Genomic DNA, 23,697 nt, shown 5'->3' on the forward strand with positions numbered 1-23,697 from the left:
CGGATCAAGCGCGTATCCGTGTGCCGCGCAGTGGGCTGGTCCTTCAACGTCCTACTGCGCCAGGTAACGCTGCAGTGGGACGACGCGGGCGGCCTTGCCGTCCTCCAGCAGCCGCAGCGCGGTCGCCTTGGCTCGACCGATACCGGCGACCGCTTCACGCACGACCACGGTGTCGTATTCCCGTGCATTGCTGTCAAAGCAGGTGGCTGCGACGCAGGATTCGGCCGTCATGCCGCATACCACCAGCTCGTCCACGCCCAGCTTGGCCAGCAGCACTACCAGGGGAGTGGCAAGGAAGGCGGAGTGCTTGGGTTTGAGCACGAAATAATCCCCCGGCTCGGGCTGCAGCAGGCGCGCGATCGTGGACGACGCACCGGGCGTGCGCAGGCAGGCATCGACGAGCTCCTTGAAATCAAGCTGCCAGTTCGCGAAGTTGTCATTGGCGTGGATGACGGGGTGGCCGCGCAGGCGGAACTGTCGTGCCAGGCGCGCGATCTGGCGCGCGGCCCGCACCGCGCCCGGCTTCAGCCGATCAGCGTCGGGGAAGTCGAACAGGGTGAACATGTCGATGACCAGCAGGGCAGGCGAAGATGGACGCATCGGTTCGGTCCCTGCGCCGCTCAGTCGCCGGTCTGGCTGTGCGGAGCAGCCAGTGGCTTGGATTGGGGCGAGTCTTTCTGGCGCAGGAAGATCGTCAGGATCACCAGCGACAACACGGCAAGGAACTCACTCTGCCAGTTCTGGAAGGATTCGAACCAGAAACTGCTGCTCGCCAGATGCTCCCAGCACGTAGGCGGCGACAGGCCCCGCGCCAGCTGGTCGTCGACCTCGGCGCGCCAGCTGCCCGCCAGGTGCAGCAGGAAGCTCATCAGGAACAACAGCATGAACGCGATGGCCAGCGAGTGGCCATACAAGGTCTTCCACAGACCGCCCTTGCGCACCGCCCACGGCATGCGACCAGGCTCGATACGCTCGTGTTCTTCTGCATGGGAGAGCGGCCGCGATTCGGCCGATCCCTTCTGCCGCAGGCTCACCGTCAACAGGACGTACATGCCCATCTGCAGGAATTCGCTTTCCCAGTTCTCGAAGGTAGCGCTGATGAAATGACCGCTGTGGAGATAGTCCCAGAGCTCCAGCGTGGGGCGGTGGAGCTCGGCGAGCTCCTGGTTATGGTCCAGGAAGCCTGCCCACACCTGCCCTCCCAGGAAGCACAGCAGGAGCGCGAACAATACGATGGACAGGCCGTTTCGTTTCCACATGCCGATGCACCCGGTCTGCTTGATTTCACCATTGGCCACGTGCTCACTTCGACACGTGGCCACCGCGACAGGAGGGCGGCACCGCAGTGCCGCCCCGGGTCAGGGCTCTGGATCGGGGGTCTTGCCCCAGCTGCCGGCCTGGCCGAAGTTCGGCTGCGTACTGCCATCGCGCTCGGCCTTGCCGTCAGGCTCTCCTTCGCCGAGCTTGCCGCCTTTGCCATGGCCGCGCTGGTTGTATCCGGCATTCTCGGTGGCGCGCTGGTCATCGGCAGAGGGCTCTGCCTGCCGAGCGGGTTCGTGTGCCGGATCATGATCGGGTTGCATGGTGGTCTCCTGGCAGGCGGTCGGGTCTCAGGCGGCTGCGGCCTCGGCATTGCCGCCGGACTTGGCCAGCATCGTCAACTTTTCGTCGGTGGCCTTTTCCTCCTCCAGCGTCTCCAGCAGAAGCGGCAGGGCATCCTTGTAGCCGAGCTGCTTGGCCAGCGCTGCGATCGTGCCGTAGGAGGCGATCTCGTAGTGCTCGACCTTCTGCGCGCCGCCGATCAGGGCAGCGTCACGCACCGGGCCTTTCTCGATGCCGTCGATCACTTCCTTGCCTTCTTCCACCAGGCCCTCCATCGCGGCGCACTTGATGCGCTTCAGGCGGATGCCCAGCACCTCCACCACCTGGTCCAGGCGCTCGATCTGGCCCTGTGTTTCTTCCAGGTGGGTTTCGAACGCGGCGGCAAGATCGGGGTTGGTGGCGGCGCGTGCCAGGCGCGGCAGCGCTTTGGTCAACTGCTTTTCCGCGCTGTAGATATCCGACAGTTCGTGGATGAAAAGGTCTTCAGCGGTTTTGATAGCCATCGAAAGCTCCGTATTGGATTGGGTGAACAGAGATTCCGAGCCTAGGCACGCAGGTGTATGCGGCTCGTCATGCGAGCGCGAAGAGTAACGTGAGGGTTGCGTGCGTGCCGCGTTTTCTTCACTTCGGGCAACGGATTCTTGTTTCGGGGTTCACGCGGCGCTCTCGTCCCGGCGACTGCGGCGGAACGATGCTCGATGGACCGCAGCTTCCGACGGAGATCGACATGAGTGACGACAAGCAGCAGACCGGCAGCCCCGACCGCGACCGGGTCAACGTCAACGAGGACTACGAGGTCCAGTACTGGACCCGGACGCTGGGCGTCAGCCGCGAAGCGCTCGAGGCGACCGTCAAGGCGGTGGGTCCGACCGCCGAGGCCGTGCGCACGCACCTGCGCCGCTAGGCCGCTCGGGATGTCGCTGAGCGAGTACCAGCGCAAGCGGAGCTTCGGCCGGACCCGGGAGCCGGAGCCGGGCAAGAAAGTGCCGGCCGGCCAGCGGGCCATCTTCGTCGTCCAGCTGCATCATGCCAGCAGGCGCCACTACGACTTCCGGCTGCAGATCGGCGGCGTGTTGAAGAGCTGGGCGGTGCCGAAAGGACCCAGCTACGATCCGCACGTGAAGCGGATGGCGGTGGAAGTGGAGGATCACCCGGTTGACTACGCCGGGTTCGAAGGAGAGATACCCAAGGGCGAGTACGGAGGCGGGCACGTGGCGCAGTTCGACCACGGCGTGTGGTCCACCCGCGGCGACCCGGAGGCGCAGCTGGCGAAGGGCCACCTGCGATTCGAACTGTTCGGCACCAAGCTCAAGGGCGGTTGGCATCTGGTGCGCTCCGGCAAGCCGGCGCGGCAGCCACAGTGGCTGCTGTTCAAGGAGGACGATGCCTATGCGGGCGATGTCGAGGCGGACGACCTGCTGGCCGACGTCACGGCGGCACCTGCCGCCGACCTCAAGCGCGCCGGTAGTGGCAAGTCCGTCAAGCGTCGGCTGACGGCGGTACCGGTGAGCGCGCGGTCGCGCCGGGGTGGGTGGTCCGGAAAAGCGCTGCGACTGGCCGGGGCGCGCAAGGCCGAGGCGCCGGAAGGGCCGTTCCAGCCACAGTTGGCCAGGCTTGGCGATCATCCGCCAGCAGGAGACCAGTGGGTCCACGAAATCAAATGGGATGGCTACCGGATATTGGCGACCGTCGCCGATGGCGAGGTGGGGCTGTGGTCGCGCAACGCGTTGGACTGGACCGGGAAGCTGCCCGAGATCCGCGAGGCGGTGGCCGCGCTCGGGGTGACGTCGGCGGCGCTGGATGGTGAGCTGATCGCGGGCGGCGGCACCAAGGAGGACTTCAACCTGCTGCAGGCCACGCTGTCCGGCGAGCGCCAAGGTGCGCTGTCCTATGTGCTGTTCGACCTGCTGCATCTGGACGGGGTGGATGTCACCGATGCGCCGCTTCTGCAGCGCAAGGCGTTGCTGCAGGAACTGCTGGCCGATCCGCCGCCGCACCTGGCGTTGAGTTCGCACATCGCCGGCGACGGTGACGCGGCATACCGGCTGGCCGGTGAGCAGCACTTCGAAGGCATCATTTCCAAGCGCGCCGACCGCGGCTACCAGGCAGGGCGTAGCGAGGACTGGCGCAAGACCAAGCAGTTGGCCAGCGACGAGTTTGCCGTGGTGGGCTACACGGCGCCGAAAGGGAGCCGGACCGGATTCGGTTCGCTGCTGCTGGCGAGGCCTGACGCGCGCCATGGCTGGTTGTACGCCGGTCGGGTGGGCTCGGGCTTCACCGACAGCCAGATCAGCGAGCTCAGCGCGATGATGGGGCAGGGGGGCGGCAAGCAGCCAACCGCGTACGTACCGACCACCGAGACCGATCTGCGCGGGGCCACGTGGTTTCCGCCGCGCTTCGTGGTGGAGGTGTTCTATCGGGGGATCGGTGGCCAGCAGCTGCTGCGCCAGGCATCGCTGAAGGCGGTGCGGCCGGACAAGAACGTTTCAGACCTCGCCAGCAGCGACCATGGCCAAGGCAGTGCCGTGGCCACGGCGCCGCCTGCGGGGCGGGCGGCCAATGCGTCGCCGGCGCTGTCCAGCCCGACCAAGGTGATCTTTCCGGATATCCAGGCGACCAAGCAGGAGGTCTGGGACTACTACACCGCCGTGATGGACCACCTGCTGCCGGAAATCATCGGGCGTCCGTTGTCGATCATCCGCTGCCCCTCGGGGACCTCGAAGCCGTGTTTCTTCCAGAAGCACCACACCGCCGGCCTGGAGCGCGTGGGCTCGGTGCGGCTGAAGGAGGACACCGGCGTCAATGCGCACTACCTGGTGGTGGAAGATGCGGCCAGCGTGTTGGAGCTGGTGCAGTTCAACGCGCTGGAGTTCCATCCGTGGGGCAGCCATGCTGCCTCGCCCGATCAGGCCGATCGCGTGGTATTCGACCTCGACCCGGGCCCGGACGTGCCTTTTTCGGAGGTCAAGAAGGCCGCCACCGACATCCGCAGGCTGCTGCAGCAGCTGGAGCTGGAATCCTTCCTGCGGGTGTCCGGCGGCAAGGGGTTGCACGTGGTGGTGCCGTTGCACCCGGGCTGCGATTGGGACCTCACCAAGCGCTTTGCGCACGGGTTCGCCGACGCGCTTGCCCGATCCGAGCCCGATCGTTTCCTGGCCACCTCAAGCAAACGCCTGCGCAACAGGCGGATCTTCGTGGACTATCTCCGCAACGGACGCGGTGCGACGGCGGTCGCGTCCTATTCGCTGCGCGGCCGGCCGGGCGCGCCGGTGGCACTCCCCATCTCCTGGAACGAACTGCCCAGGCTGAAGCGCGCCGACAGTTTCACCCTCCGCGATGTACCCGCCCGGCTGAAACGACGCCGCAAGGATCCATGGGCCGGCATCGACACGCTCCAGCAGAACCTTTCACGGTGGGCGCAGGACGACTGACTGCAGCTGCCCGCCCTTCCATCAAGCACAAGGGGTATTCCATGCGCATTGTTTTCCTCAACGCTACTGCCGTGCTCGCGCTGGCTGCCTGCGGTGGGGGCACCACCTCCTCCAGCGTGCAGGCGCCCGGGGCCGAGGCGGCGCCGACCACCAAGGCACTGGACGCGGGTGCGGCGCTGCTGCAGGACCGCCCGCCGATCGACGCGATAAACGCCTACCTTGACGGTTTTCATGTCTACAATGGGCACCCGGCAGGGCAGATGGAAGCGCACCATTACTGCAGCATCCTCAACGAGGACGTCATCCAGTGCACCATCTACGATGGCAATGTCCGCGACGCCAAGTTGATGGGCGTGGAGTACATCATCAGCGGGGCGTTGTTCGGCAGCCTGCCCGAGCCGGAGAAGAAACTCTGGCACAGCCACGTGCACGAAGTGAAATCGGGCCAGCTGGTGGCGCCCGGCATCCCTGCCCCGGCCGAGCATGCGCTGATGGAGAAACTCGTCGGCACCTATGGCAAGACCTGGCACACCTGGCATACTGACCTGGACAAGGACCTGCCGCGGGGCATGCCCCAGCTGATGATGGGGTTTACCGCTGACGGCCAGATCGACCAGGCCATGCTGGCGGCGCGTGATCAGCGGATCGGCATCGACAGCGGAGAGCGCAGGACGGCGCGCGCCGATATTCCCTCGCCGCCGATCGATCGGGGTGCCGATGCCTGGCAGCGCGGCCAGGTCGTCCAGATCGAAGACCCTTCCGGCAACCGCCACGCACAGCACGGCGCGCCCTCCGGCCAACTGATGCCGCAGCCTGCGGGGGAGAATGCCACCTCTCGCGGCACGACGGAAAAGGGGCGCTGAGCCTGGCTGTGCAGCACGCGGGCTCCGCAGCGGTCACTGCGTCTGCAGCGATGCCTGCAGGGCTTTGGCCAGCGCGGCATCACCGTTGACCAGCTCCTCCCAGCGCAGCACGATGCCGTTGCGTTTCCCCTTGCGCACCAGTTTCAGGCCATCCGGGTCGATGGTGAGGGTGAACGCATCGGCACCGACCTGCAGTTCACGGCGCAGTGGCTTGTCGAGCGGGGTCATGGAGTTCCTCGATGTCCTGGCGGCGCGGACTCAATGCCAGAGCCGCATCATGCGCTGGAAGAACAGCGAATTGGGCACCTTCAACAGGCAGTCCTGCGATGCCGGGTTGCTGTCCTGCAGGGTGGTGTAGATGAGATTGATGTCGACCACGCGTCCACGTATCCCGGGTTTGTCCGGGCTGTCGATGACCTCGATCTGGTCATATAGCCGGAACGGCTTGGTCGCGAAGATCAGGAACGAACAGAAGATGTTGGACAGGACGCTCCACGCGGCAAAAAACGCGACCGCCCCCACGGCGGCGAAGCCGGTCAACGCACTCCACAACACGCGTGCGGAGACGCCCAGCCGCTCCAGCGCCAGCAGCAGGGCGGCCGCATAGACCAGCGTGGCAGCGATACGACGCGCGCCGACGGCATACGCCGGCGGGAACTCGTATCGGCTGGCCATCGTGCGCGCGGTCATCGCGACGAAGCGCACCAGCAGCCACGCACACGTCCCGATCAGCAGCAACTCGCTGACCGGGACGACCACGTCCAGCCATTCGTCCAGCCATGTTGGCAACGCGGAGCGAAGCGCGTGCCAACGCTCCATCACAGCGTCACGGCGCCGCCGGACACGGTGAGCAGCGCGCCGGAGGTGTAGCTGGCACCGTCGCAGGCCAGCATCACATAGGCCGAGGCCAGTTCAGCCGGCTGGCCCGGCCGGCCGAATGGCGTCTGCGAGCCGAAGCTCTCGACTTCCTCGGCCGCCATGCCGGCAGGGATGAAGGGCGTCCAGATCGGACCGGGCAGCACCGCATTGACGCGGATCTGCTTGTCCGCAAGCAGGCCGGCCAGCCCGATCGTGAGGTTGGCCACTGCGCCCTTGGTGGCGGAGTAGGGAAGGATGTTCGGGGTCGGTTTCTTGGAATTCACCGAGGCGGTGTTGATGACGTTGCCACCGTTCTGCAGATGCGGCACCGCAAGTCGCACCAGGTTGAATACTGCGTGCACGTTGGTATCGAAGGTGCGCTTCCATTCCTCCAGCGTGATCTCGTCGAAGCTCTCGAAGTAACGCTGGTACGCGGCGTTGTTGACCAGCACGTCCAGTCCGCCGAGCTCCTTGGTCACCCGGTCCACAAGCTGCTCGGCCTGGGCAGGGTCACTGATGTCACACGGAGCGAGCAGCGCCTTGCGCCCCGCCTCTTCGATCAGCGCGCCGATGCGTTCGGCATCGGCCTGTTCGTCGGGAAGGTAGGCGATGGCCACGTCCGCCCCTTCGCGGGCAAAGGCGATGGCCACCGCCGCGCCGATGCCACTGTCGCCACCGGTGATCAAGGCCCGCTTGCCGGCCAGCAGGCCGTGGCCCTTGTAGGTGGTCTCGCCGTGGTCCGGGGTGGGTTCCATCGGTCCGGTTTTGCCGGGGAAACCCTGCTGCTGCGGCTTGAAGGGGGGGCGTGGGTAGTCGGGGAGGGACATCGCGTTCTCCAGTGCGGTGAAAGGAGATACCGATGCTGCGCGCTCGCCCGTAAATGACCTGCCGATGCGGTGTCAGTGCGGTGTCACAGCGGGTGAGCGATGGTCGTCATCAGCGCATTTTCCGCCTGCCGCGAATCCAGCCGCGTGTGCTGCACGATGATCGGTTCGCTGGAGTGGATGAGGGTGGCGAACGGCGTTTCGCGCGGCACCTGCATCGGATCGTCCAGGTCGTTGAAGCGGACATGGCGCGTGCGTTGCGCCGGCACCTCGACGCGATACGGCCCCGCCGGTTCGCGGTCCTCGAAGTACAACCACAGTTCGACATGTGCAGGTCGTCCACTGGCATTGAGGATGCAGCAGGTTTCGTGACTTTCCAGCGCCGGCTGTGGGCCGTTGCTCCAGCCCGGGATGTACCCTTCGGCGATCGCCCAGCGGCGGTGGCCGATGCATTCTTTTGGCATGTTCATGACGCGGTTTTAAATCGTGCCCTGTTGCAATCGTGTCAAACGTACAGGAGCGCGCCGTGATTGGATTCCATGCCTCGCATGAGCAGTTCGCCCCCGCCAGCCTGCTCGCCCTTGCGCGGCGCGCGGTGGACAGTGGGTTCGATGCGGTGATGTGCTCGGACCATTTCCATCCGTGGTCGCGCCGCCAGGGACAATCCGGCCAGGCCTGGGCGTGGGCCGGGGCGCTGCTCGGCCAGGTGCCGGTATCGCTGGGCATGGTGACGTGCCCGTCCGGGCGCTACCATCCCGCCGTGGTGGCACAGGCGGTGGCCACGCTGGAACAGTTCGCGCCCACCCTGGTGTGGCTGGCAGTGGGCAGTGGGGAAGCGCTGAACGAGGCGATCACCGGTCAGCCCTGGCCGAGCAAGGACATCCGCAACGCGCGCTTGCGCGCATCCGCAGAGGTGATCCGCCGCCTGTGGGCCGGCGACAAGGTCAGCGTCGACGGCGAGGCGGGCGTGCAGGTGCGCGAGGCGCGGCTGTACAGCCGGCCGGCCACCCCGATCCCCTTGCTGGGCGCTGCGCTGACCCCGGAAACCGCCCACTGGCTGGGGGGCTGGGCCGATGGGCTGATCACCACCAGCATGCCGATGGAGGATCTGGGTGCGGTAGTGCGTGCCTTCGAAGCAGGCGGCGGCGCGGGCAAACCGATGTACCTGCAGGTCAAGCTTTCCTATGCGCGCAGCTACGACGCCGCGCTCGACGGGGCGCGCGAGCAATGGCGCCAGAACGTGCTGAGCGCCGAACAGAGTGAACAGCTCAGCCAGCCGGAAGCCTATGAACAGCTCGGCCAGCAGGTGAGCGATGAACGGCTCACCGAGCGGGTGATCGTCTCCCACGATCCCGGCGTGCATCGTGAGGCCTTGCAGGGCTACCTGGACATGGGCTTCCAGCGGTTGTACCTGCACAACGTCAACCTCGAACAGGAACGTTTCATCGACGACTTCGCGACCCGGGTGCTGCCCGCGCTTCAGCTCCCGCCGCTGTCCACCAGCAGCCAGGCGTAGCCGTAGCCGGCCAGCACCACGGTCTGCTGCTCGACAACCGCGCCGCGCAGGACCACCGGGCGCGCGTGGGTTGCCTCGGCCAGGTGCAGGCGCTGGGGCGTGCGACCCACGTTGACCAAGGTCAGCAAGGCACTGTCGCCGCTGCGGAAGCGCAGCCCGAGGATGGAACGCGGCAGGCCGGGCAGCGCTTCGGCGTCCTGTTCCAGCCATGGCAGCGAACGGCGCGCCTGCAGCAGTTCACGCACGCGACCAAGCAGCGAATCCGGGTCGTCGCGTTGCGCCTGCACATTGACCGCATCGCTGGCCAGGCCGCGGTCATGACTGGACAGCGCAGCGCGCCAGGGCGGTGCGGGGCCATCGCTGAAGCCGGCCCGCGGGCCAGGGGTCCACTGCATCGGCACGCGCACGGCATCGCGCTCGGGCAGGCGCAGGTCGTCGCCCAGGCCGATCTCATCGCCATAGCGCAGCACCGGCACCTGCCCCAGCGAAAGCAGCACGGCGTGGGCCATCGCCAGCGCGTCCACGTCGTGATCGAACATCGGGGCCAGCCGGCGCCGGATGCCGCGTTCGTAGACACGCATGCCCGGCTCGGGTGCGAACCGGTCCATCACGCTGGCGCGTTCTTCGGGACTCAGCTGCTCCAGGTCCAGTTCGTCGTTGTTGCGCAACCACGCCAGCCGCGAACGTGTCGGCGCATCGGCGTTGTACTCGGCCAGGGTCGAGGTGATCTGGCTGGCGTCCTCCAGCGCGAACGCCAGGAACAGATGGTTGTTGAGGTGGAAATCAAGCAGATGGGACAGGCGCCGTCCGTGGTCCAGGTACTTCCCATACTCACCCGCCTCCACGTCGGCTTCGCCGATGAGGATGGGCGCATCGTGGTGCGCGGCCGCCTGTCCGCGCATCAGCTCCAGCAGCCAGCGGCCTTCGTCGCGCGGGTCGGCGAGGGCCGCGCGTTCCACCATGTAGGGCACCGCGTCGACGCGGAAACCCGCCACGCCTTTGTCCAGCCAGAAGGCGATGATGCGTCCCATCTCTTCGCGCACCTCGGCATTGGCCAGCTCCAGATCGGGTTCATGCCGGTAGAACCGATGCTGGTAGAACCGCGCGGCATCCGCGTCCCAGCTCCACACCGACGCTTCGATCGGGGGAAACATGGGGTCCGGCCCTTGCTCCGGCGGCGAGTCCGCCCAGATATACCGCTCTGCCATCCGCGCGTCGCCGCTGCGCGCCTGCAGGAACCAGGGATGCTGGTCGGAGGTGTGCTGCATGACCAGCTCCACGATCACCCTGATGCCACGCCGCGTGGCTTCCCGGATCAGGAGATCGAAACTGTCGAAATCGCCGATGCGCGGATCGATCGCGCAGTGGTCGATCACATCGTAGCCACCGTCGCGGCCGCCATTGCGGTAGGTCGGCAACAGCCACAGGTGGGTGATGCCCAGCCATTGCAGGTAGTCGAGCTTCTCGACGACACCGGACAGGGTGCCCCAGCCCCTCCCGCAGCCATCACGGAACAGGGAAACGTCAAGTTGATAGATCGCCGTCGAATGCGGTGCCATCGCATTACCTGTGGTCGGGAGGGTCCATGGTGCACGCAGCAGCGTCTAGACCACGTCGGCGCGATCCGCGCCCGGCTCAGTGCCGGGTGCAGATCGCGCTGACCATCTCCCACAGGGTGGCCGGAACGAACGGCTTGCTGCACACCGGGTGGTCGCCGAAGCGTGCATCGATGGCTGCGGCATCGTAGCCGGTGGTGAACAGGAACGGGATGTCCAGCGCGACCAGCTGGTCGGCCAGTGGATAGGACATCTCGCTGCGCAGGTTCACATCCAGCAGCACCGCGTCGATCCGGTCGTCGTGCTCGGCCACGTACCGCTGCGCCTCGGCCAGCTTGCCGGTGACGCCGAGTACCTCGGCGCCTGCCGATTCGAGGAATTCGGAAACGCTCAGGGCCAGCAGGTAGTTGTCTTCCACTACGTACACCCGGCATCCGGCCAGAATATCGTTGCTCATCTCAACCTCCCGCCAGGCGGCCCCCGTCCGCGAATGGCTGTCAATGTGTGTGGTCGTAGGGCACTTCGATGCTGCAGAAGACCCCGTCGCTTGCATACTCCAGTCGTGTTTCGGCGTTGAGCGTGTGCGACATCGCGTGCACGATCAGTTGCGTCCCGAAGCCGGTCCGGGAAGGCGCGTGGTCGATCGGCACGCCGGTCTCCTTCCAGGTCAGCGCCAGCCACTGCTGGCCTTCATTCTCCTTCAGTTCCCACGCCACCAGCAGCTGGCCCCCGTCCACCTTGAACGCGCCGTACTTGGTCGCATTGGTGGAAAGTTCGTGCAGAGCCAGGCTGAACGTCTGGGCCATGTCGAAGCTCAGGGCGACCGCGTCGTCGCTCAACTTGACGCGCTCCATCGGCACGCCCAGCGAGGCCAGTTCCGTGCGGACCATCTCGCCCAGGTCGACTTCGCCGGCCAGCGTACCGCCCAGCAGGCTCTGCGCGCGTCCCAGTGCGGCCAGCCGCTGGCCGAAATCGGCGACGTCCTCGCCTTTGCCCAGGGTGCGCAGTGCGATGGCCTGTACGACGCCCAGCAGGTTGCGGGTGCGATGCTGCAGTTCGGCGATGAGCATCTGCTGGCGCTCTTCCGAACGCATCAGGCTGGTCACGTCCAGGAAGGTCACCACAACGCCGTTGGAACGCTCTGCGGCGTCCACGTATGGACCCACGCGCACCAGGTAGCTGCAGCCGCGATCGGCGCAGGAAGCACGCCGTTCGATCATCACTTCTTCCTTCAGCACCCGCTGCAGGTCGGCGTCGAACCCGGGCAGGGCAACGCGGACCGACAGATCGGTGATCGGCCGTCCAAGGTCGCTGTTGCGGATGTTGAAAATGGACTCGACCGCCGGAGTGAAGGAGCGGATCGCCAGCCGCTCATCCAGGAACACGGTCGCTACCTCGGTCGCGCGGAACAGATTGACCAGGTCATTGTTGGCGCGGTCCAGCGCCTCCAGCTTGCCGTGCAGTTCGGAATTTACGGTGTGCAGCTCTTCGTTGACCGACTGCAGCTCTTCCTTGGAGGCCTCGAGCTCTTCGTTGGTGGACTGCATCTCTTCGTTGACCGACACCAGCTCCTCATTGGAGGACTTCAGTTCTTCCAGCGCGGTTTCGTATTCTTCGATCAGCGATTGCAGGCGGTCACGCGTCTCATGCAGCTCGCGCTCGGTCTGCGAGGCGTGGTCGGCGCGGTCCCCGCCCTGGCCGATTGCGCGTTCGGAGGCTTCTTCGCGGGTCAGCGCCGGGCCCTGGTCCACGAACAGCACCAGGAACAGGGCTTCGCTTCCCATGCGCTCGTTGAGCGGTTCGATGACCATGTTGACCAGTTGCACCCGGCCATCGTCCACTTCCATCGCCAGCCCGCTGCGCTGGGCGCTGCGGCCGCTTTCCACCGCTTCGCGGAAGATCGTGCGCAGGTCCAGCCGCAGTTCCCGCCGTGCAAGAGTGAGCAGCTGCCGGGTGGGCGCGCCGGCCGGGACTTCCAGGTACTTGCCGGTGCGGCCGGAGAAGTACACCACGTCGCCGTCGCTGCTCACCACCACGTGGGGCGGGGCATAGCGGTCCAGCACCTGCGATTCGGCACTGTGGCGCATGGAGCCGGCCGCGGGCAGGCGCCGGGTACTGCTGTCGGTCGCGGCCTGCTGGCGCGGCAGGATCAGCGACATCGGCAGCCGCACGCTCGGCGTGGAGCCGTTGCGGCGCCGGAATATGCGATTGCGCTTGTCCAGGGCCACGAACAGTTCGTCGAACTGGCTCAGGTTCTCGGCAGTACCCAGGAACAGGAAGCCTTCCGGGCGCAGCGCATAGTGGAAGGTGGGGATCACCTGCGCCTGTACGTCCGCGCCGAAATAGATCAGCAGGTTGCGGCAGGACACCATGTCGATGCGCGAGAAAGGAGGATCGCGGATCACGCTGTGGGGCGAGAAGATGCACAGCTCGCGCACCTGCTTGGCCACTACCATGCTTTCGCCATCCGGGACGAAGAAGCGCTGCTGGCGCTCCTGGCTGACCGCGCTCAACAGCGGCCGCGGGTAACGCGCAGCGCGTGCAACGGCCAGCGCGCGATCATCGATATCGGTGGCGAACAGTTGCACGCGCGGGGCAACCGGCAACGTCGCCATGTGCTCCAGCATCAGGATCGCCAGCGAATAGACTTCTTCGCCGGTCGCGCAGCCAGGTACCCAGATGCGCACCGTCTCTTCGGGCCCGCGGTTGGCCAGAAGCTGCGGGATGACGTTGTCCTCCAGGCTCTTGAAGGCATCGTGGTCGCGGAAAAAATTGGTGACATTGATCAACAGGTCACGGAACAGCAGCCCCGGCTCCTGTGGATCCTTCCGCAGTGCGTCCACGTAAGCGCCGAGGTCGCGCAGGCCAAGCACCTGCATGCGCCGGTGCACGCGGCGCAGGAACGTGCGGGTCTTGTAGCCGCTGAAATCATGGCCCACCTGGCTGCGCAGCAGCATGTAGATCTCAGCCACCGAGTCGGCGTCCTGGGCCGAGGAGCGCTGCGTCCGCGCGCCGGCTATGGCCTGGTCGAGCATGCCGATGTTGGAGGCGAACTCGGCGATCTTCGGCCCCATGGATTCAACCGGCAATGCAAAATCAACAAAGCCCAGCTGGATGGCCGAATCGGGCATGTCCGCATATTGGGGCCCGAATCCGTCCGCGACCTGGGCCAGCGTCATGCCGCCTTTTTCCTGGATGGCCTTCAGGCCCAGCGTGCCGTCAGCGTCGCCACCGGACAGGATCACGCCCACCGCAAGCGCCTGTGCATCGTCGGCCAGCTCGCTCAGGAAGATGTCGACCGGCTTCGGCTCGCGATGGCCGTGCAGATCCTGCAGTGTCAGCTTGCCTTCGCGGATGCCCAGCACGCTGTCCTCTGGCATCACGTATACATTGCGGGGTTCGACCGGCATGCCTTCCTCGGCCTGCACCACGGGCAGCGGGGTGAAGCGCGCGATGATCTCCGGAAGCTGGGTCCTGCGTGAAGGATTCAGGTGGGTGACCACCACGAATGCCATGTCCGTGTCGTTGGGAACGCCGCGGAAGAACCCCTCCAGCGCTTCTACGCCCCCAGCGGAAGCACCGATGCCGACGACGTGGAATTTTCCTTCTGACACCACGTCGCGGTGTGCCCCGAATTGAGAAATAGTGGCCATGCTCGCCGCCGTCTGGTGGATGTGTCAACCGGTTCAATACCGACCATCATGCCGCCGCACGGGGTTACCACACTGTGTGGATACGGCGCGCCCAGCGCACGCCGAGGCACCGCGTGCAGGGAGTGTGACGGCACGTGATGCCGGGGTTGATGCGTTCGTTACCTGCCGGCCACGTGCTGTATGACGGGCGCCGCCGATAGTGACTGCAACCTTGGCTTAAGGAAGCGCCACCACGTGCTGCGATCCCTCGCCCCGAATGACCACGTCGCACCTGCTGCGCACGCAGCGCCGTCCGCTATGCCGCGCGGACGACCTGGCGCTGCGGTGCTGACCGCCTGCGTGTTACCCATTCGCGCCGGGACCGTGGCATGACGGACCCGATGCGCCGTCGTGTGGAGGATGCGGCCGCGAACGATCCGGCCAGCCGGACGTGGCCGGATGCGGGCGCGGACGGCAGTCGCCCGGGCGACTGGTTCCTGCAATCACTGGTCAGCCTGGTCAACCATCGCCCGCACCTGCGCCTTGGCATCGTGCTGCATGTGCATGGGCTGGAGATAAGCGGGAGCCTGGTTTCGGGCACGGCTTACTTCGAGCGTTTCGCGCGCGCGTTTCCGGATGCGCTCGACCTCGCCGACCAGGCGCAGCGCCAGACCGCGCACGACAGCATCGCCATGCATGCGGCGCGCTACGGCAGCCGCAACGCCGACGACAGTACCGACCCGCCTGATTACCTGCACCTGATCGATGTGCGCGTCACGGCAGTCGGCAGCGCGGATGCAATGGCCCCTGCGCTTCCGCTGTGGCGGGGGCGCATCGACGCCATCGACGGCTTCCAGCTGCAGGGCCGTGACGCAGGTGCGGGAACCTTCAGCGCGCGTTGATTCCGTGACCGTGTTGCACAGGATGCGCGGTGCGTCTGCAGCGCGCCACGCACGTGCCTGCGCCGACAATGCTGCTTGAGTGCACGCCGCCCTGCGGCTGCGCGGTCGCGTGTCGACACAGGAGTCGCCGTCCGCGTCATCGTTTCGTGCAGTACTGCCGCGTCTGGTGTCACGTGGCATCGTCATGCGTTCGACGGCGTTTTCAAACTGCGCCGCCTACGCTGTGCACGTCGGTACTTCCACCGACTTCTACGCTATCCAGGAGAACGAAATGGCAAACAACAACAACCAGTCCAATCGTGGTTTCGCTGGCATGGACGAAGACAAGCAGCGCGAGATCGCCGCGCAGGGCGGACGTGCTGCGCATGAATCCGGTAACGCACATGAGTTCAGTTCGGAAGAGGCCCGCGAAGCCGGTCGCAAGGGTGGCGAGGCGGTAAGCCAGGACCGCGAGCACATGTCCGAGATCGGGCAGAAGGGCGGCCAGCAGCGCCAGGACGGCGGTGGCAACCAAGGCGGCAACCAGGGCAACCAGCAGGGCGGGCGCCAGCAGAGGTAATCTGCACCTCCCCTCCCTGGGCCCGGCACCTGAAGCGCTCCGCGCGTGGGTGCCGGGCTTTTTTCATCACGGTCGAAGCGCCAGCGAGCAACCGCGACAAGCGTAGGCTAACGGCGCCTGCACCGTAAAAGCACACACTTTCCACGACCCGTTGGCGGCTGGTTGACGGGCCAGCGGACATGCTGTCCCTTCCCACCCGCGGAGAAGCAACGACATGACAGAGATCAAGGAAAACCTGCTGGATTGGCTGCGTGACGCCCATGCAATGGAACAGCAGGCCGAGCAGATGCTGAAAGCACAGGCAGGTCGGATCGATCACTATCCGAAACTCAAGGCGCGTATCGAAGAACACATCCAGGAAACGGTGGGGCAGCGTGAGCGCCTGGAACAGTGCATCAGCAACCTGGGCGGGTCGCCGTCCATCGTGAAGGATGCGCTGGGCAAGATGGCGGCGATGGGCCAGGCCATCGGCGGAATGACCGCATCGGACGAGATCGTCAAGGGTGCGATGGCGGGCTATGTGTTCGAGTGCTTCGAGATCGCCAGCTACACCTCGCTGATCGCCGCAGCGCGCACCGCCGGCGAGCATGAAGTCGCACAGGTGTGCGGTGAGATCCTGGTCCAGGAAGAGGCGATGGCCGCTTGGCTGCTCGAGAATCTCCCGGAGGTTACCGAAGAGTTCCTCGTGCGTGACGCGACCCCCGGCGTGACCGCGAAGAAGTAACCGGTCCGCGGCAGCAGCGCAAGGAAGACCCCGGCGCGACGGCCGGGGTTTTTCTTTGCGCCGGCGACCGGTTCGTGAACGCCATATCAGCATCGAGGCGGCAGGTACTCATGCGCTGCCCACGTGCCATCCACGGCCGTACACGGGTGCCACGCGCATCCTCGTTGCGTGGGCCGAAAGCCTTGGGCGCACACCATCAATGTCGAGCCATCGGACCCAGCGTGCGCGCACCGCGCAGACGCTGCGGCGCCGTCGCAAACAGAGGAGTTGCTGATGTTTCTTCACCACAAAAAGCTGATGTACACGGTCCGCGTGCGCGAAAGCAATCCAGCGCTTGCCACCCTCATGCTGGAACAGTTCGGCGGGCCACAAGGTGAGTTGGCGGCCGCCATGCGCTATTTCACCCAGGCACTGGGCGAATGCGATCCCGGGCGCAAGGACATGCTGTACGACATCGCCACCGAAGAGATCAGCCACCTGGAGATCATCGGTACGATCATCGCGATGTTGAACAAGGGCCCCAAGGCCGTGCAGTCCGAAGCGATGGCCGAGGTCGAGGACATGCGGCTGCTGAGCCAGAACAGCACCAGCCATACCGAGCAGATCCTCTACGGTGGCGGCCCCGCCCTGGTCAACTCCAGCGGCGTGCCGTGGACTGCCGCCTACGTGGATTCCATTGGCGAGCCGACCGCGGACCTGCGATCGAACATCGCCGCCGAAGCCCGTGCGAAGCTGGTCTACGAGCGGCTGATCAACGTGACCGACGATCCGGGCATCAAGGATGCACTGCGTTTCCTGATGACCCGCGAAGTGGCCCACCAGAAGTCCTTTGAGAAGGCCCTTTACAGCATCACGCCGAACTTCCCGCCGGGCAAGATGCCGGGCGATCCGGCCTTCACCGATCTGTACATGGATATGTCCCAGGGCGAGGGTGACCAGGTTGGCAGCTGGAACAGCGGGGAGTTGTGGGAACGGGTCACTGACCGCGATGCGCAGGCGGCCCTGGACGGCGGCGACGGATCGTTCTCAGTGGGCTTGACGCCGGCCGAGCAGGCGGCAGTGGAGGAAATGACCCTGCGAACGATGTCCAATCCGGAAATCGAGCCGGCGACAGGCGCCGAACTGGGTGCTGGCGTGGGCGCCGGCGCGGTGCTGCGCCGGCCCCGCGAGCCCTGACCCCAGCGCTGGAACCATCACGCATTGAAAAAGCCCCGCCATGGCCGGGCTTTTTCGGTGCCCCAGTGCGGCTCACGCGCCGGGTACGAACACGGCGCGGACACAGCCTTCCTTCTTGTGCTTGAAGAGGTCATAGCCACGCACCGCGTCCTCCAGCGGCATGCGATGGGTGGCCATGAAGCGCGGCAGCAGATCACCTTGCTGGGCGAGCGCGAGCAGCCTGGGCAGGTAGTGCTGGCCATGCTGCTGCGCGGTGCGCACGGTGATGCCCTTGTTCATCAGCGTGCCCAGCGGGAACTTGTCCATGACCCCGTAGACGCCGAGCACCGACAGCGTGCCGCCCTTGCGACAGGCCAGGATCGCTTCCCGCAGCGCCTGGCCCCTGTCGGTGTGCAGGTGCAGCGCCTGCTTCACGCGATCGTAGGCGTAGCCGGCGCCCGTGCCATGGGCTTCCATTCCCACCGCATCGATGCAGGCGTCGGGCCCGCGGCCGCCGGTCAGTTCGCGTAGCGCCTCGGGCACGCTGTCCACGGCGCTGTAGTCGAGGGTTTCGCTGCCCACCACGTCCCGCGCCATGGCCAGGCGCTCGGCAAGGCGGTCGATGCCGATCACCCGCTCGGCGCCCAGCAGGCGTGCGCTCAGCTGGGCCATCAGGCCCACCGCGCCGCACCCCCATACCGCCACGACGTCGCCGGGCCGGATGGCACAGAAATCCGCGCCCATGAACCCGGTCGGTCCGGCATCTGACAAGAACAACGCATCTTCATCGCTGACGTCGTCCGGGATGGCAAAGCAGCCGACGTCGGCATGCGGCACGCGGATGTAGTCGGCGTGCGAACCGGCATAGCCACCGAAGGCGTGCGTGTACCCGTAGATCCCCGCAGTGGGGTAGCCCAGTACGGGCTCCTGCAGGTGACCGTTCGGATTGGTGTTGTCACACAACGAATATTCGTGTCGCCCGCAGTGCCAGCAGCGGCCACAGGAGATGAAGGACGGGATCACCACGCGCTGGCCAGGGCGGATCGTGGTGACCGCCGGGCCGACCTCCATCACCGTTCCCATGAACTCGTGGCCGATGATGTCGCCTTCGCGCATGCCCGGGATGTAGCCATCGATGAAATGCAGGTCCGAGCCGCAGGTCGTGCTCAGCCCGACCTTGATGATCGCATCGCCCGGGTTGACCAGGATCGGATCAGGGGTGGTTTCCACCCGCAGGTCGTTGACGCCATTCCAGCAGAGGGCACGCATGGGGGAATCTCCTGTTCGGCCTCAACGTGCGGCCGGATTGGACTGCAGGGTAGGGACTTCGCCGGTTTCCAGGCCGGCGCGGAGGCGGCGCAGGATCTGCCCGGCCAAGGCTGGAGGGGCGGGATCCAGCAGTCGCGCTGCCAGCCGTTCGACCACGCCGTCCGGTGCGTAACGCACCTGCAGTTCCGCTTCCACGCCATCCCGGTTGACGCAGGGCCTGGCGGTGAGCGAGAGCGATGCCAGCACGCCGGCGTCGCCCTCCACGTCCTGCTGCACCCGCAGCGCGGACTGCCCCACAGTGCGCAGGAAAACGACCGGATGCTGGCCCAGCGGTGCGCTCACCCGCCAGCGGCTGCCTTCCCTGCTCGACTCGACGAAATCTGCGAAGCCGGCAAACAGGACGGACTGCACGGCGGGGTCGATCCATGCATCCAGCACGCGCTCGACGCTGGCCTGGAGGGTAATCGCCCGCCTGATCGGCGCCGGGCGGGCAGCTTCGCTGTCATGGGGATCGGGAACGTGCATGGTGGGCTCCGTGGATCAGCGGCCGGTGGCGGGGGTGCCGGTCAGGCGTTCTGCCTGGGCAAGGTGATCTGCTACGTGTCCACGGGTCTTCTGCAGGAATGCCCGCACCTCGGCATCGGCTGCCGCAGGCAGGAGGCTGTCATCCAACGTCTGCAGCGCCTTGCGGTGATCCTTCACCATGGCCTGCAGGTAAGCACTGTCGAACGCGGCGCCTTGATGCTTGGCCAATGCGGCGGCTTCAGCCTTTGCCTCGGCCGTCTTGGCCTGCGCCGGCGCGCTGCTGCGGTCGGGCTTCCACGCTGCCAGCATCTTCTCGTTTTCCGTGTGCGAGCGGACCATGGCCTGCGCGTACTGGCGGGCAGGTTCGGTCTGGGCCCGCGACAGAGCAAGTTGCCCGGCGTTGATTTCCGCCTGGTTGATCGCCGAAAGCACGCCCAGGGCCTGCTGCTGGCGCAGTTCGCCAGACGGGGCGTTGGCGGTTGAAGCGGCACTGCTGGAGGGGGAAGGGGCTGCACTCGTCTGTGCGCTGGCGGCGCTGCTGCCGATCAGGCCCAGGGCGACGACGGTGGCACGCAGGGGAACGATGAAAGACATGGCGCGGATCTCATGGATGAGGAAGCTGGATGCTGCCGCCTGGCCCGGCAACGCCGTGAGATGCAGCTGTGTGCGGATGGCGCGCAGGCGTAGACACACAGGTCACGCGCGCTTGACGGCCGACCCGAGGGTTCAGCCGGGGTGACGAAACGCGCCGCTTCGTTGCCATCGTCGCGACACTGGAAGCAGGGCACCTTCGCTACGCTCCCGCTAGATTTCCCGGGACTGCAGCCCCAGGAGACTCCCGTGACCCAGCCCACCCAAACCCGTGCAGACCCCAGGCGGTAAACCGAAGGATCCGGACCGGATCAACATCAACGAGGAATGGGAGCTCCGCTTCTGGGCAAAGGAGTTGGGCCTTGACGAAGACCAGCTCAAGCGGGCCGTACAGGAAGTCGGTGTGTTGACCACCGAACTGCGTAAATACAAGCCGCCGCACTGAAAGCCGGTGATTCGGCGTGCCGGGCCAGCCGGGTCGGCACGGCGGCACGGCGCCGCCTTGACCTTCCCACGGTGGGAATCCCCAAGCTGTCCGCAACTTGGGCTTTCGAGGTGTACCCCATGGCTTCGGCCGTTCTTCCAGACGCTTACGGGCGAGGCGACCCGTCCAACGGGGCGCTGAGCATCCCGATCACGGGTATGACCTGTGCGTCCTGCGCCGCACGCGTCGAGCGCGCGCTCAACGCGGTTCCCGGCGTGAGAACAGCAGTGGTCAACCTGGCTACCGAGCGTGCGCAGGTCACGTTCAACGGCGTGCCCGACCCGCAGGCAGTGGCTGATGCGGTGGTCAAGGCAGGCTATGCGCTGGCGGAAGAAAGCAGCGTGCTGACGATCCACGGCATGACCTGCGCCTCCTGCGTGGGGCGGGTGGAGAAAGCCCTGCGACAGCTGCCCGGCGTGGTCCAGGCCGATGTGAACCTGGCCACCGAACGCGTCCAGGTGCGCCACCTTGCCGGGGTGGTCAGCCTCGGCCAGCTCGCCGGTGCCATCGAAAAAGCGGGCTATCGTGCGCATCCGGTGATGGATGCGCATGCCGGGGCGGAAGACCAGCAGGCCGCGCGCCGCGAGACCGAAGCGGCTGGCCTGCGTCGTTCACTGTGGCTTGCCGCGGTCCTCGGTCTGCCGGTCTTCGTGCTTGAGATGGGCTCGCACCTGGTGCCATCCGTGCATCACTGGGTAATGCATACGCTCGGCCAGCAGACCAGCTGGTACCTGCAGTTCGCATTGGCCACGCTGGTCCTGCTCGGGCCGGGGCTGCGCTTCTTCCGCGCGGGCGTGCCGGCGCTGCTGCGCGGCGGGCCGGACATGAACTCGCTGGTGTCGCTCGGTACCTCTGCAGCCTATGCCTACTCGGTGGTCGCAACGTTCGCCCCCCAGGTGCTTCCCCCTGGCACCGCGAACGTCTACTTCGAAGCTGCCGTGGTGATCGTTGCACTGATCCTGCTGGGCCGCACGCTGGAGGCGCGCGCCAAGGGACGCACTTCGCAGGCGATCAAGCGACTGGTCGGACTGCAGCCGCGGACCGCGCGGGTAGAGCGCGACGGCGCCAGCGTGGAGATACCGCTGGGCCAGGTCGCGGCCGGCGACGTGGTGTCGGTCCGCCCCGGTGAAAAGGTGCCGGTGGACGGGGAGGTCGTCGAAGGCACTTCCTGGGTGGATGAAAGCATGATCACCGGGGAGCCGGCGCCCGTATCCAAGGGCGTGGGTGCCGGGGTAGTGGGTGGCACCCTGAACCGGACCGGCGCGTTCCGCTTCCGCGTCACCCGGGTGGGCGCGGACACGGTGCTGGCGCAGATCATCCGCCTGGTCGAGCAGGCGCAGGGCTCCAAGCTGCCGATCCAGGCACTGGTGGACAAGGTGACGCTGTGGTTCGTGCCGGCGGTGATGGCCGCGGCGGCGCTGACGTTCGTGGCGTGGCTGGTGTTCGGGCCTTCGCCAGCGCTGACCTTCGCACTGGTCAACGCGGTGGCCGTACTGATCATCGCCTGCCCATGTGCGATGGGGCTGGCCACGCCGACGTCGATCATGGTGGGTACCGGCCGCGCAGCCGAACTCGGCGTGCTGTTCCGGAAAGGCGAGGCACTGCAGGCCCTGCGCGATGTCAGCGTGGTGGCACTGGACAAGACCGGAACGCTGACCAAGGGCCACCCTGAACTGACCGATCTGGTGCCGGCCGCAGGCTTCGATCATGACCGCGTGCTGGCGCTGGTCGCAGCCGTGGAGTCCCGCTCGGAGCATCCTATCGCCGAGGCCATCGTGGCCGCTGCCACCCGGTACGGGCTTGCCATCGGGGCGGCCGAAGGCTTCGATGCGACCCCGGGCTTCGGGGTCACCGCCACCGTTGACGGTCAGCAGGTGGCCGTCGGAGCGGACCGTTTCATGGCCCGGCTGGGCTTGGATGCCAGCGTGTTCCTGCCGGTTGCGCAGCGGCTGGGAGCGGAGGGCAAGAGTCCTCTGTATGCCGCGATCGACGGTCGCTTGGCGGCGATCATCGCGGTAGCCGACCCGATCCGGGACACCACCCCGGAGGCGATCAAGGCGCTGCATGCGCTCGGGCTGCGCGTGGCGATGATCACCGGCGACAATGCCGCTACCGCAGCGGCGATCGCTCGCCAGCTTGGCATCGACGACGTGGCGGCCGAAGTGCTGCCCGATGGCAAGGTGGCCGCGCTGAAGCGGTTCCGCGCCGACGGCGCACGGGTCGCCTTCGTGGGTGATGGCATCAACGATGCGCCGGCTCTGGCTGAAGCAGACGTCGGCCTGGCAATCGGCACGGGGACCGATGTGGCGATAGAGGCCGCCGACGTGGTGCTGATGGCCGGTGACCTGCGCGGGGTGGTCAACGCCATCGCACTGAGCCGGTCCACGCTGCGCAACATCAAGCAGAACCTGTTCTGGGCCTTCGCCTACAACGCCGTGCTGATCCCGGTCGCGGCCGGCGTCCTGTATCCCTTCAACGGCACGTTGATGTCACCGGTTTTCGCCGCTGCGGCGATGGCCCTTTCAAGCATCTTCGTGTTGGTGAACGCGCTGCGGCTCAAGCGCTTCCGCGCGCCGCTCGCGCGTGCTCCATACTGACCGCACAGCGGGCAAGGGAAACCAGCGTGAACATTGGACAAGCAGCGAAAGCCTCCGGGGTGTCGGCCAAGATGATCCGTTACTACGAAGGCATCGGCCTGATCCCGCCCGCTGTCCGGTCGGAGGCCGGCTATCGCTGCTACACCCAGCAGGACGCCCACACCCTCCGCTTCATCCGCCGCTCGCGCGACCTTGGCTTCACGGTGGAACAGATCGCCGAGCTGCTGCTGCTGTGGCGTGACGGCGAACGTGCCAGCGCGGATGTGAAGCGGGTCGCTTTGGCGCACGTTGCCGAACTGGAAGACAGGATCAGCGGACTGCAGGCCATGGCGCGCACGCTGCGTGATCTTGCCAGCAGCTGCCACGGCAACGATCGCCCCGACTGCCCGATCATCGAAGAGCTCGCAGAGCCCGTCGGTGCCGGGAAAGTCAGCGCCACGGCGGCATCCCCGCGCAGGACGCCGCGCTTCGGCACGGATACGCCGGCTTCGCCGCGTGCGCGCAGGAGCCTGCCGCGCAAAGGTTGAACCGGAGTGCAGCATCCGCGACCACATGAACGCAAGCCAAGGACGATGCGATTTCCTCGAAGAAGCAGGTTGACCTTGCCAC

General features: G+C 66.4%; 25 protein-coding genes. 11 read left to right on the forward strand and 14 right to left on the reverse strand.

The genetic code is table 11. The features are described 5' to 3' along the window. Window positions 1-51: 51 nt before the first annotated feature. The 4 genes from CXG43_RS14020 to CXG43_RS14035 all read right to left on the reverse strand — a co-directional run bounded on the left by CXG43_RS14020 (window position 52) and on the right by CXG43_RS14035 (window position 2,105). Complete coding sequence (locus tag CXG43_RS14020) at window positions 52-600, reverse strand: isochorismatase family cysteine hydrolase (protein WP_101100476.1); 549 nt, start codon at window positions 598-600, stop codon at window positions 52-54. A gap of 20 nt (window positions 601-620) precedes the next feature. Continuing rightward, window positions 621-1,259 (reverse strand): DUF6766 family protein, encoded by a 639-nt coding sequence (locus CXG43_RS14025; RefSeq protein WP_101100477.1) that lies wholly within the window; start codon window positions 1,257-1,259, stop codon window positions 621-623. Window positions 1,260-1,358: 99 nt separating this feature from the next. Next, window positions 1,359-1,583, reverse strand: a complete 225-nt coding sequence (locus CXG43_RS14030; protein ID WP_101100478.1) for a hypothetical protein — start codon at window positions 1,581-1,583, stop codon at window positions 1,359-1,361. A 27-nt stretch (window positions 1,584-1,610) separates the two neighbouring features. Then, complete coding sequence (locus tag CXG43_RS14035; protein WP_101100479.1) at window positions 1,611-2,105, reverse strand: ferritin-like domain-containing protein; 495 nt, start codon at window positions 2,103-2,105, stop codon at window positions 1,611-1,613. A gap of 224 nt (window positions 2,106-2,329) precedes the next feature. Between CXG43_RS14035 and CXG43_RS14040 the strand changes: the two genes are divergently transcribed. The 3 genes from CXG43_RS14040 to CXG43_RS14050 are packed head-to-tail and all read left to right on the forward strand — an operon-like array spanning window position 2,330 to window position 5,896. Further along, complete coding sequence (locus tag CXG43_RS14040; protein WP_101100519.1) at window positions 2,330-2,506, forward strand: DUF3606 domain-containing protein; 177 nt, start codon at window positions 2,330-2,332, stop codon at window positions 2,504-2,506. 10 nt (window positions 2,507-2,516) lie between these two features. After that, on the forward strand, window positions 2,517-5,033 hold the full coding sequence (ligD, locus tag CXG43_RS14045; RefSeq protein WP_101100480.1) for a DNA ligase D: 2,517 nt from the start codon (window positions 2,517-2,519) through the stop codon (window positions 5,031-5,033). A 41-nt stretch (window positions 5,034-5,074) separates the two neighbouring features. Continuing rightward, a complete protein-coding gene (locus CXG43_RS14050; protein ID WP_101100481.1) occupies window positions 5,075-5,896 on the forward strand; it encodes an OBAP family protein in 822 nt (273 codons plus the stop codon). Window positions 5,897-5,929: 33 nt separating this feature from the next. On the opposite strand, the gene CXG43_RS14055 is transcribed toward CXG43_RS14050, so the two are convergent. The 4 genes from CXG43_RS14055 to CXG43_RS14070 form a co-directional block, all read right to left on the reverse strand. Then, complete coding sequence (locus CXG43_RS14055) at window positions 5,930-6,124, reverse strand: hypothetical protein (protein WP_101100482.1); 195 nt, start codon at window positions 6,122-6,124, stop codon at window positions 5,930-5,932. A gap of 30 nt (window positions 6,125-6,154) precedes the next feature. Further along, window positions 6,155-6,715, reverse strand: coding sequence for a mechanosensitive ion channel domain-containing protein (locus CXG43_RS14060; protein WP_101100483.1), 561 nt, complete (start codon window positions 6,713-6,715; stop codon window positions 6,155-6,157). Beyond that, complete coding sequence (locus CXG43_RS14065; protein ID WP_101100484.1) at window positions 6,715-7,581, reverse strand: SDR family oxidoreductase; 867 nt, start codon at window positions 7,579-7,581, stop codon at window positions 6,715-6,717. The genes CXG43_RS14060 and CXG43_RS14065 overlap by 1 nt, the downstream gene beginning before the upstream one ends. A gap of 83 nt (window positions 7,582-7,664) precedes the next feature. Continuing rightward, on the reverse strand, window positions 7,665-8,048 hold the full coding sequence (locus tag CXG43_RS14070; protein WP_101100485.1) for a sensory rhodopsin transducer: 384 nt from the start codon (window positions 8,046-8,048) through the stop codon (window positions 7,665-7,667). 56 nt (window positions 8,049-8,104) lie between these two features. On the opposite strand from CXG43_RS14070, the gene CXG43_RS14075 reads away from it, so the two are divergent. Then, window positions 8,105-9,094, forward strand: coding sequence for a TIGR03885 family FMN-dependent LLM class oxidoreductase (locus CXG43_RS14075; protein ID WP_101100520.1), 990 nt, complete (start codon window positions 8,105-8,107; stop codon window positions 9,092-9,094). On the opposite strand, the gene CXG43_RS14080 is transcribed toward CXG43_RS14075, so the two are convergent. The 3 genes from CXG43_RS14080 to CXG43_RS14090 all read right to left on the reverse strand — a co-directional run bounded on the left by CXG43_RS14080 (window position 9,058) and on the right by CXG43_RS14090 (window position 14,303). Continuing rightward, entirely contained in the window at window positions 9,058-10,653 is a 1,596-nt protein-coding gene (locus tag CXG43_RS14080; protein ID WP_101100486.1) for an alpha-amylase family glycosyl hydrolase, read from the reverse strand. The two genes, CXG43_RS14075 and CXG43_RS14080, sit on opposite strands and share 37 nt — an antisense overlap. Window positions 10,654-10,729: 76 nt before the next feature. Next, window positions 10,730-11,107: a response regulator gene (locus tag CXG43_RS14085; RefSeq protein WP_157825056.1), complete on the reverse strand. Its 378-nt coding sequence runs from the start codon at window positions 11,105-11,107 to the stop codon at window positions 10,730-10,732. Between the two features lie 40 nt (window positions 11,108-11,147). Then, window positions 11,148-14,303, reverse strand: a complete 3,156-nt coding sequence (locus CXG43_RS14090; protein ID WP_101100488.1) for a CheR family methyltransferase — start codon at window positions 14,301-14,303, stop codon at window positions 11,148-11,150. A gap of 380 nt (window positions 14,304-14,683) precedes the next feature. Here CXG43_RS14090 and CXG43_RS14095 point away from each other — a divergent pair, with 380 nt between their 5' ends. From CXG43_RS14095 to CXG43_RS14110, 4 genes are all read left to right on the forward strand, one after another. Further along, a complete protein-coding gene (locus CXG43_RS14095; protein WP_101100489.1) occupies window positions 14,684-15,184 on the forward strand; it encodes a gas vesicle protein in 501 nt (166 codons plus the stop codon). A 271-nt stretch (window positions 15,185-15,455) separates the two neighbouring features. Next, window positions 15,456-15,743: a KGG domain-containing protein gene (locus CXG43_RS14100; RefSeq protein ID WP_101100521.1), complete on the forward strand. Its 288-nt coding sequence runs from the start codon at window positions 15,456-15,458 to the stop codon at window positions 15,741-15,743. A gap of 214 nt (window positions 15,744-15,957) precedes the next feature. Then, window positions 15,958-16,467 (forward strand): ferritin-like domain-containing protein, encoded by a 510-nt coding sequence (locus CXG43_RS14105; RefSeq protein WP_101100490.1) that lies wholly within the window; start codon window positions 15,958-15,960, stop codon window positions 16,465-16,467. A gap of 273 nt (window positions 16,468-16,740) precedes the next feature. Further along, entirely contained in the window at window positions 16,741-17,643 is a 903-nt protein-coding gene (locus tag CXG43_RS14110) for a manganese catalase family protein (RefSeq protein WP_101100491.1), read from the forward strand. A 72-nt stretch (window positions 17,644-17,715) separates the two neighbouring features. Here the strand turns inward: CXG43_RS14110 and CXG43_RS14115 are convergent, their stop codons facing one another. The 3 genes from CXG43_RS14115 to CXG43_RS14125 are packed head-to-tail and all read right to left on the reverse strand — an operon-like array spanning window position 17,716 to window position 20,010. Then, entirely contained in the window at window positions 17,716-18,891 is a 1,176-nt protein-coding gene (locus tag CXG43_RS14115) for a zinc-dependent alcohol dehydrogenase (protein ID WP_101100492.1), read from the reverse strand. A 21-nt stretch (window positions 18,892-18,912) separates the two neighbouring features. Continuing rightward, a complete protein-coding gene (locus tag CXG43_RS14120) occupies window positions 18,913-19,416 on the reverse strand; it encodes a hypothetical protein (RefSeq protein ID WP_101100493.1) in 504 nt (167 codons plus the stop codon). A gap of 15 nt (window positions 19,417-19,431) precedes the next feature. Continuing rightward, a complete protein-coding gene (locus CXG43_RS14125) occupies window positions 19,432-20,010 on the reverse strand; it encodes a DUF4142 domain-containing protein (RefSeq protein WP_101100522.1) in 579 nt (192 codons plus the stop codon). 268 nt (window positions 20,011-20,278) lie between these two features. Here CXG43_RS14125 and CXG43_RS14130 point away from each other — a divergent pair, with 268 nt between their 5' ends. The 3 genes from CXG43_RS14130 (at window position 20,279) to cueR (ending at window position 23,615) form a co-directional block, all read left to right on the forward strand. Further along, complete coding sequence (locus tag CXG43_RS14130) at window positions 20,279-20,452, forward strand: DUF3606 domain-containing protein (protein WP_101100494.1); 174 nt, start codon at window positions 20,279-20,281, stop codon at window positions 20,450-20,452. Between the two features lie 119 nt (window positions 20,453-20,571). After that, window positions 20,572-23,088, forward strand: a complete 2,517-nt coding sequence (locus CXG43_RS14135; RefSeq protein ID WP_101100495.1) for a heavy metal translocating P-type ATPase — start codon at window positions 20,572-20,574, stop codon at window positions 23,086-23,088. A 26-nt stretch (window positions 23,089-23,114) separates the two neighbouring features. After that, a complete protein-coding gene (gene cueR / locus CXG43_RS14140; protein WP_101100496.1) occupies window positions 23,115-23,615 on the forward strand; it encodes a Cu(I)-responsive transcriptional regulator in 501 nt (166 codons plus the stop codon). Window positions 23,616-23,697: the final 82 nt, after the last annotated feature.

Origin of the sequence: Stenotrophomonas sp. Bg11-02, assembly GCF_002836635.1 — a bacterium.
Classification (GTDB): domain Bacteria; phylum Pseudomonadota; class Gammaproteobacteria; order Xanthomonadales; family Xanthomonadaceae; genus Stenotrophomonas; species Stenotrophomonas lacuserhaii.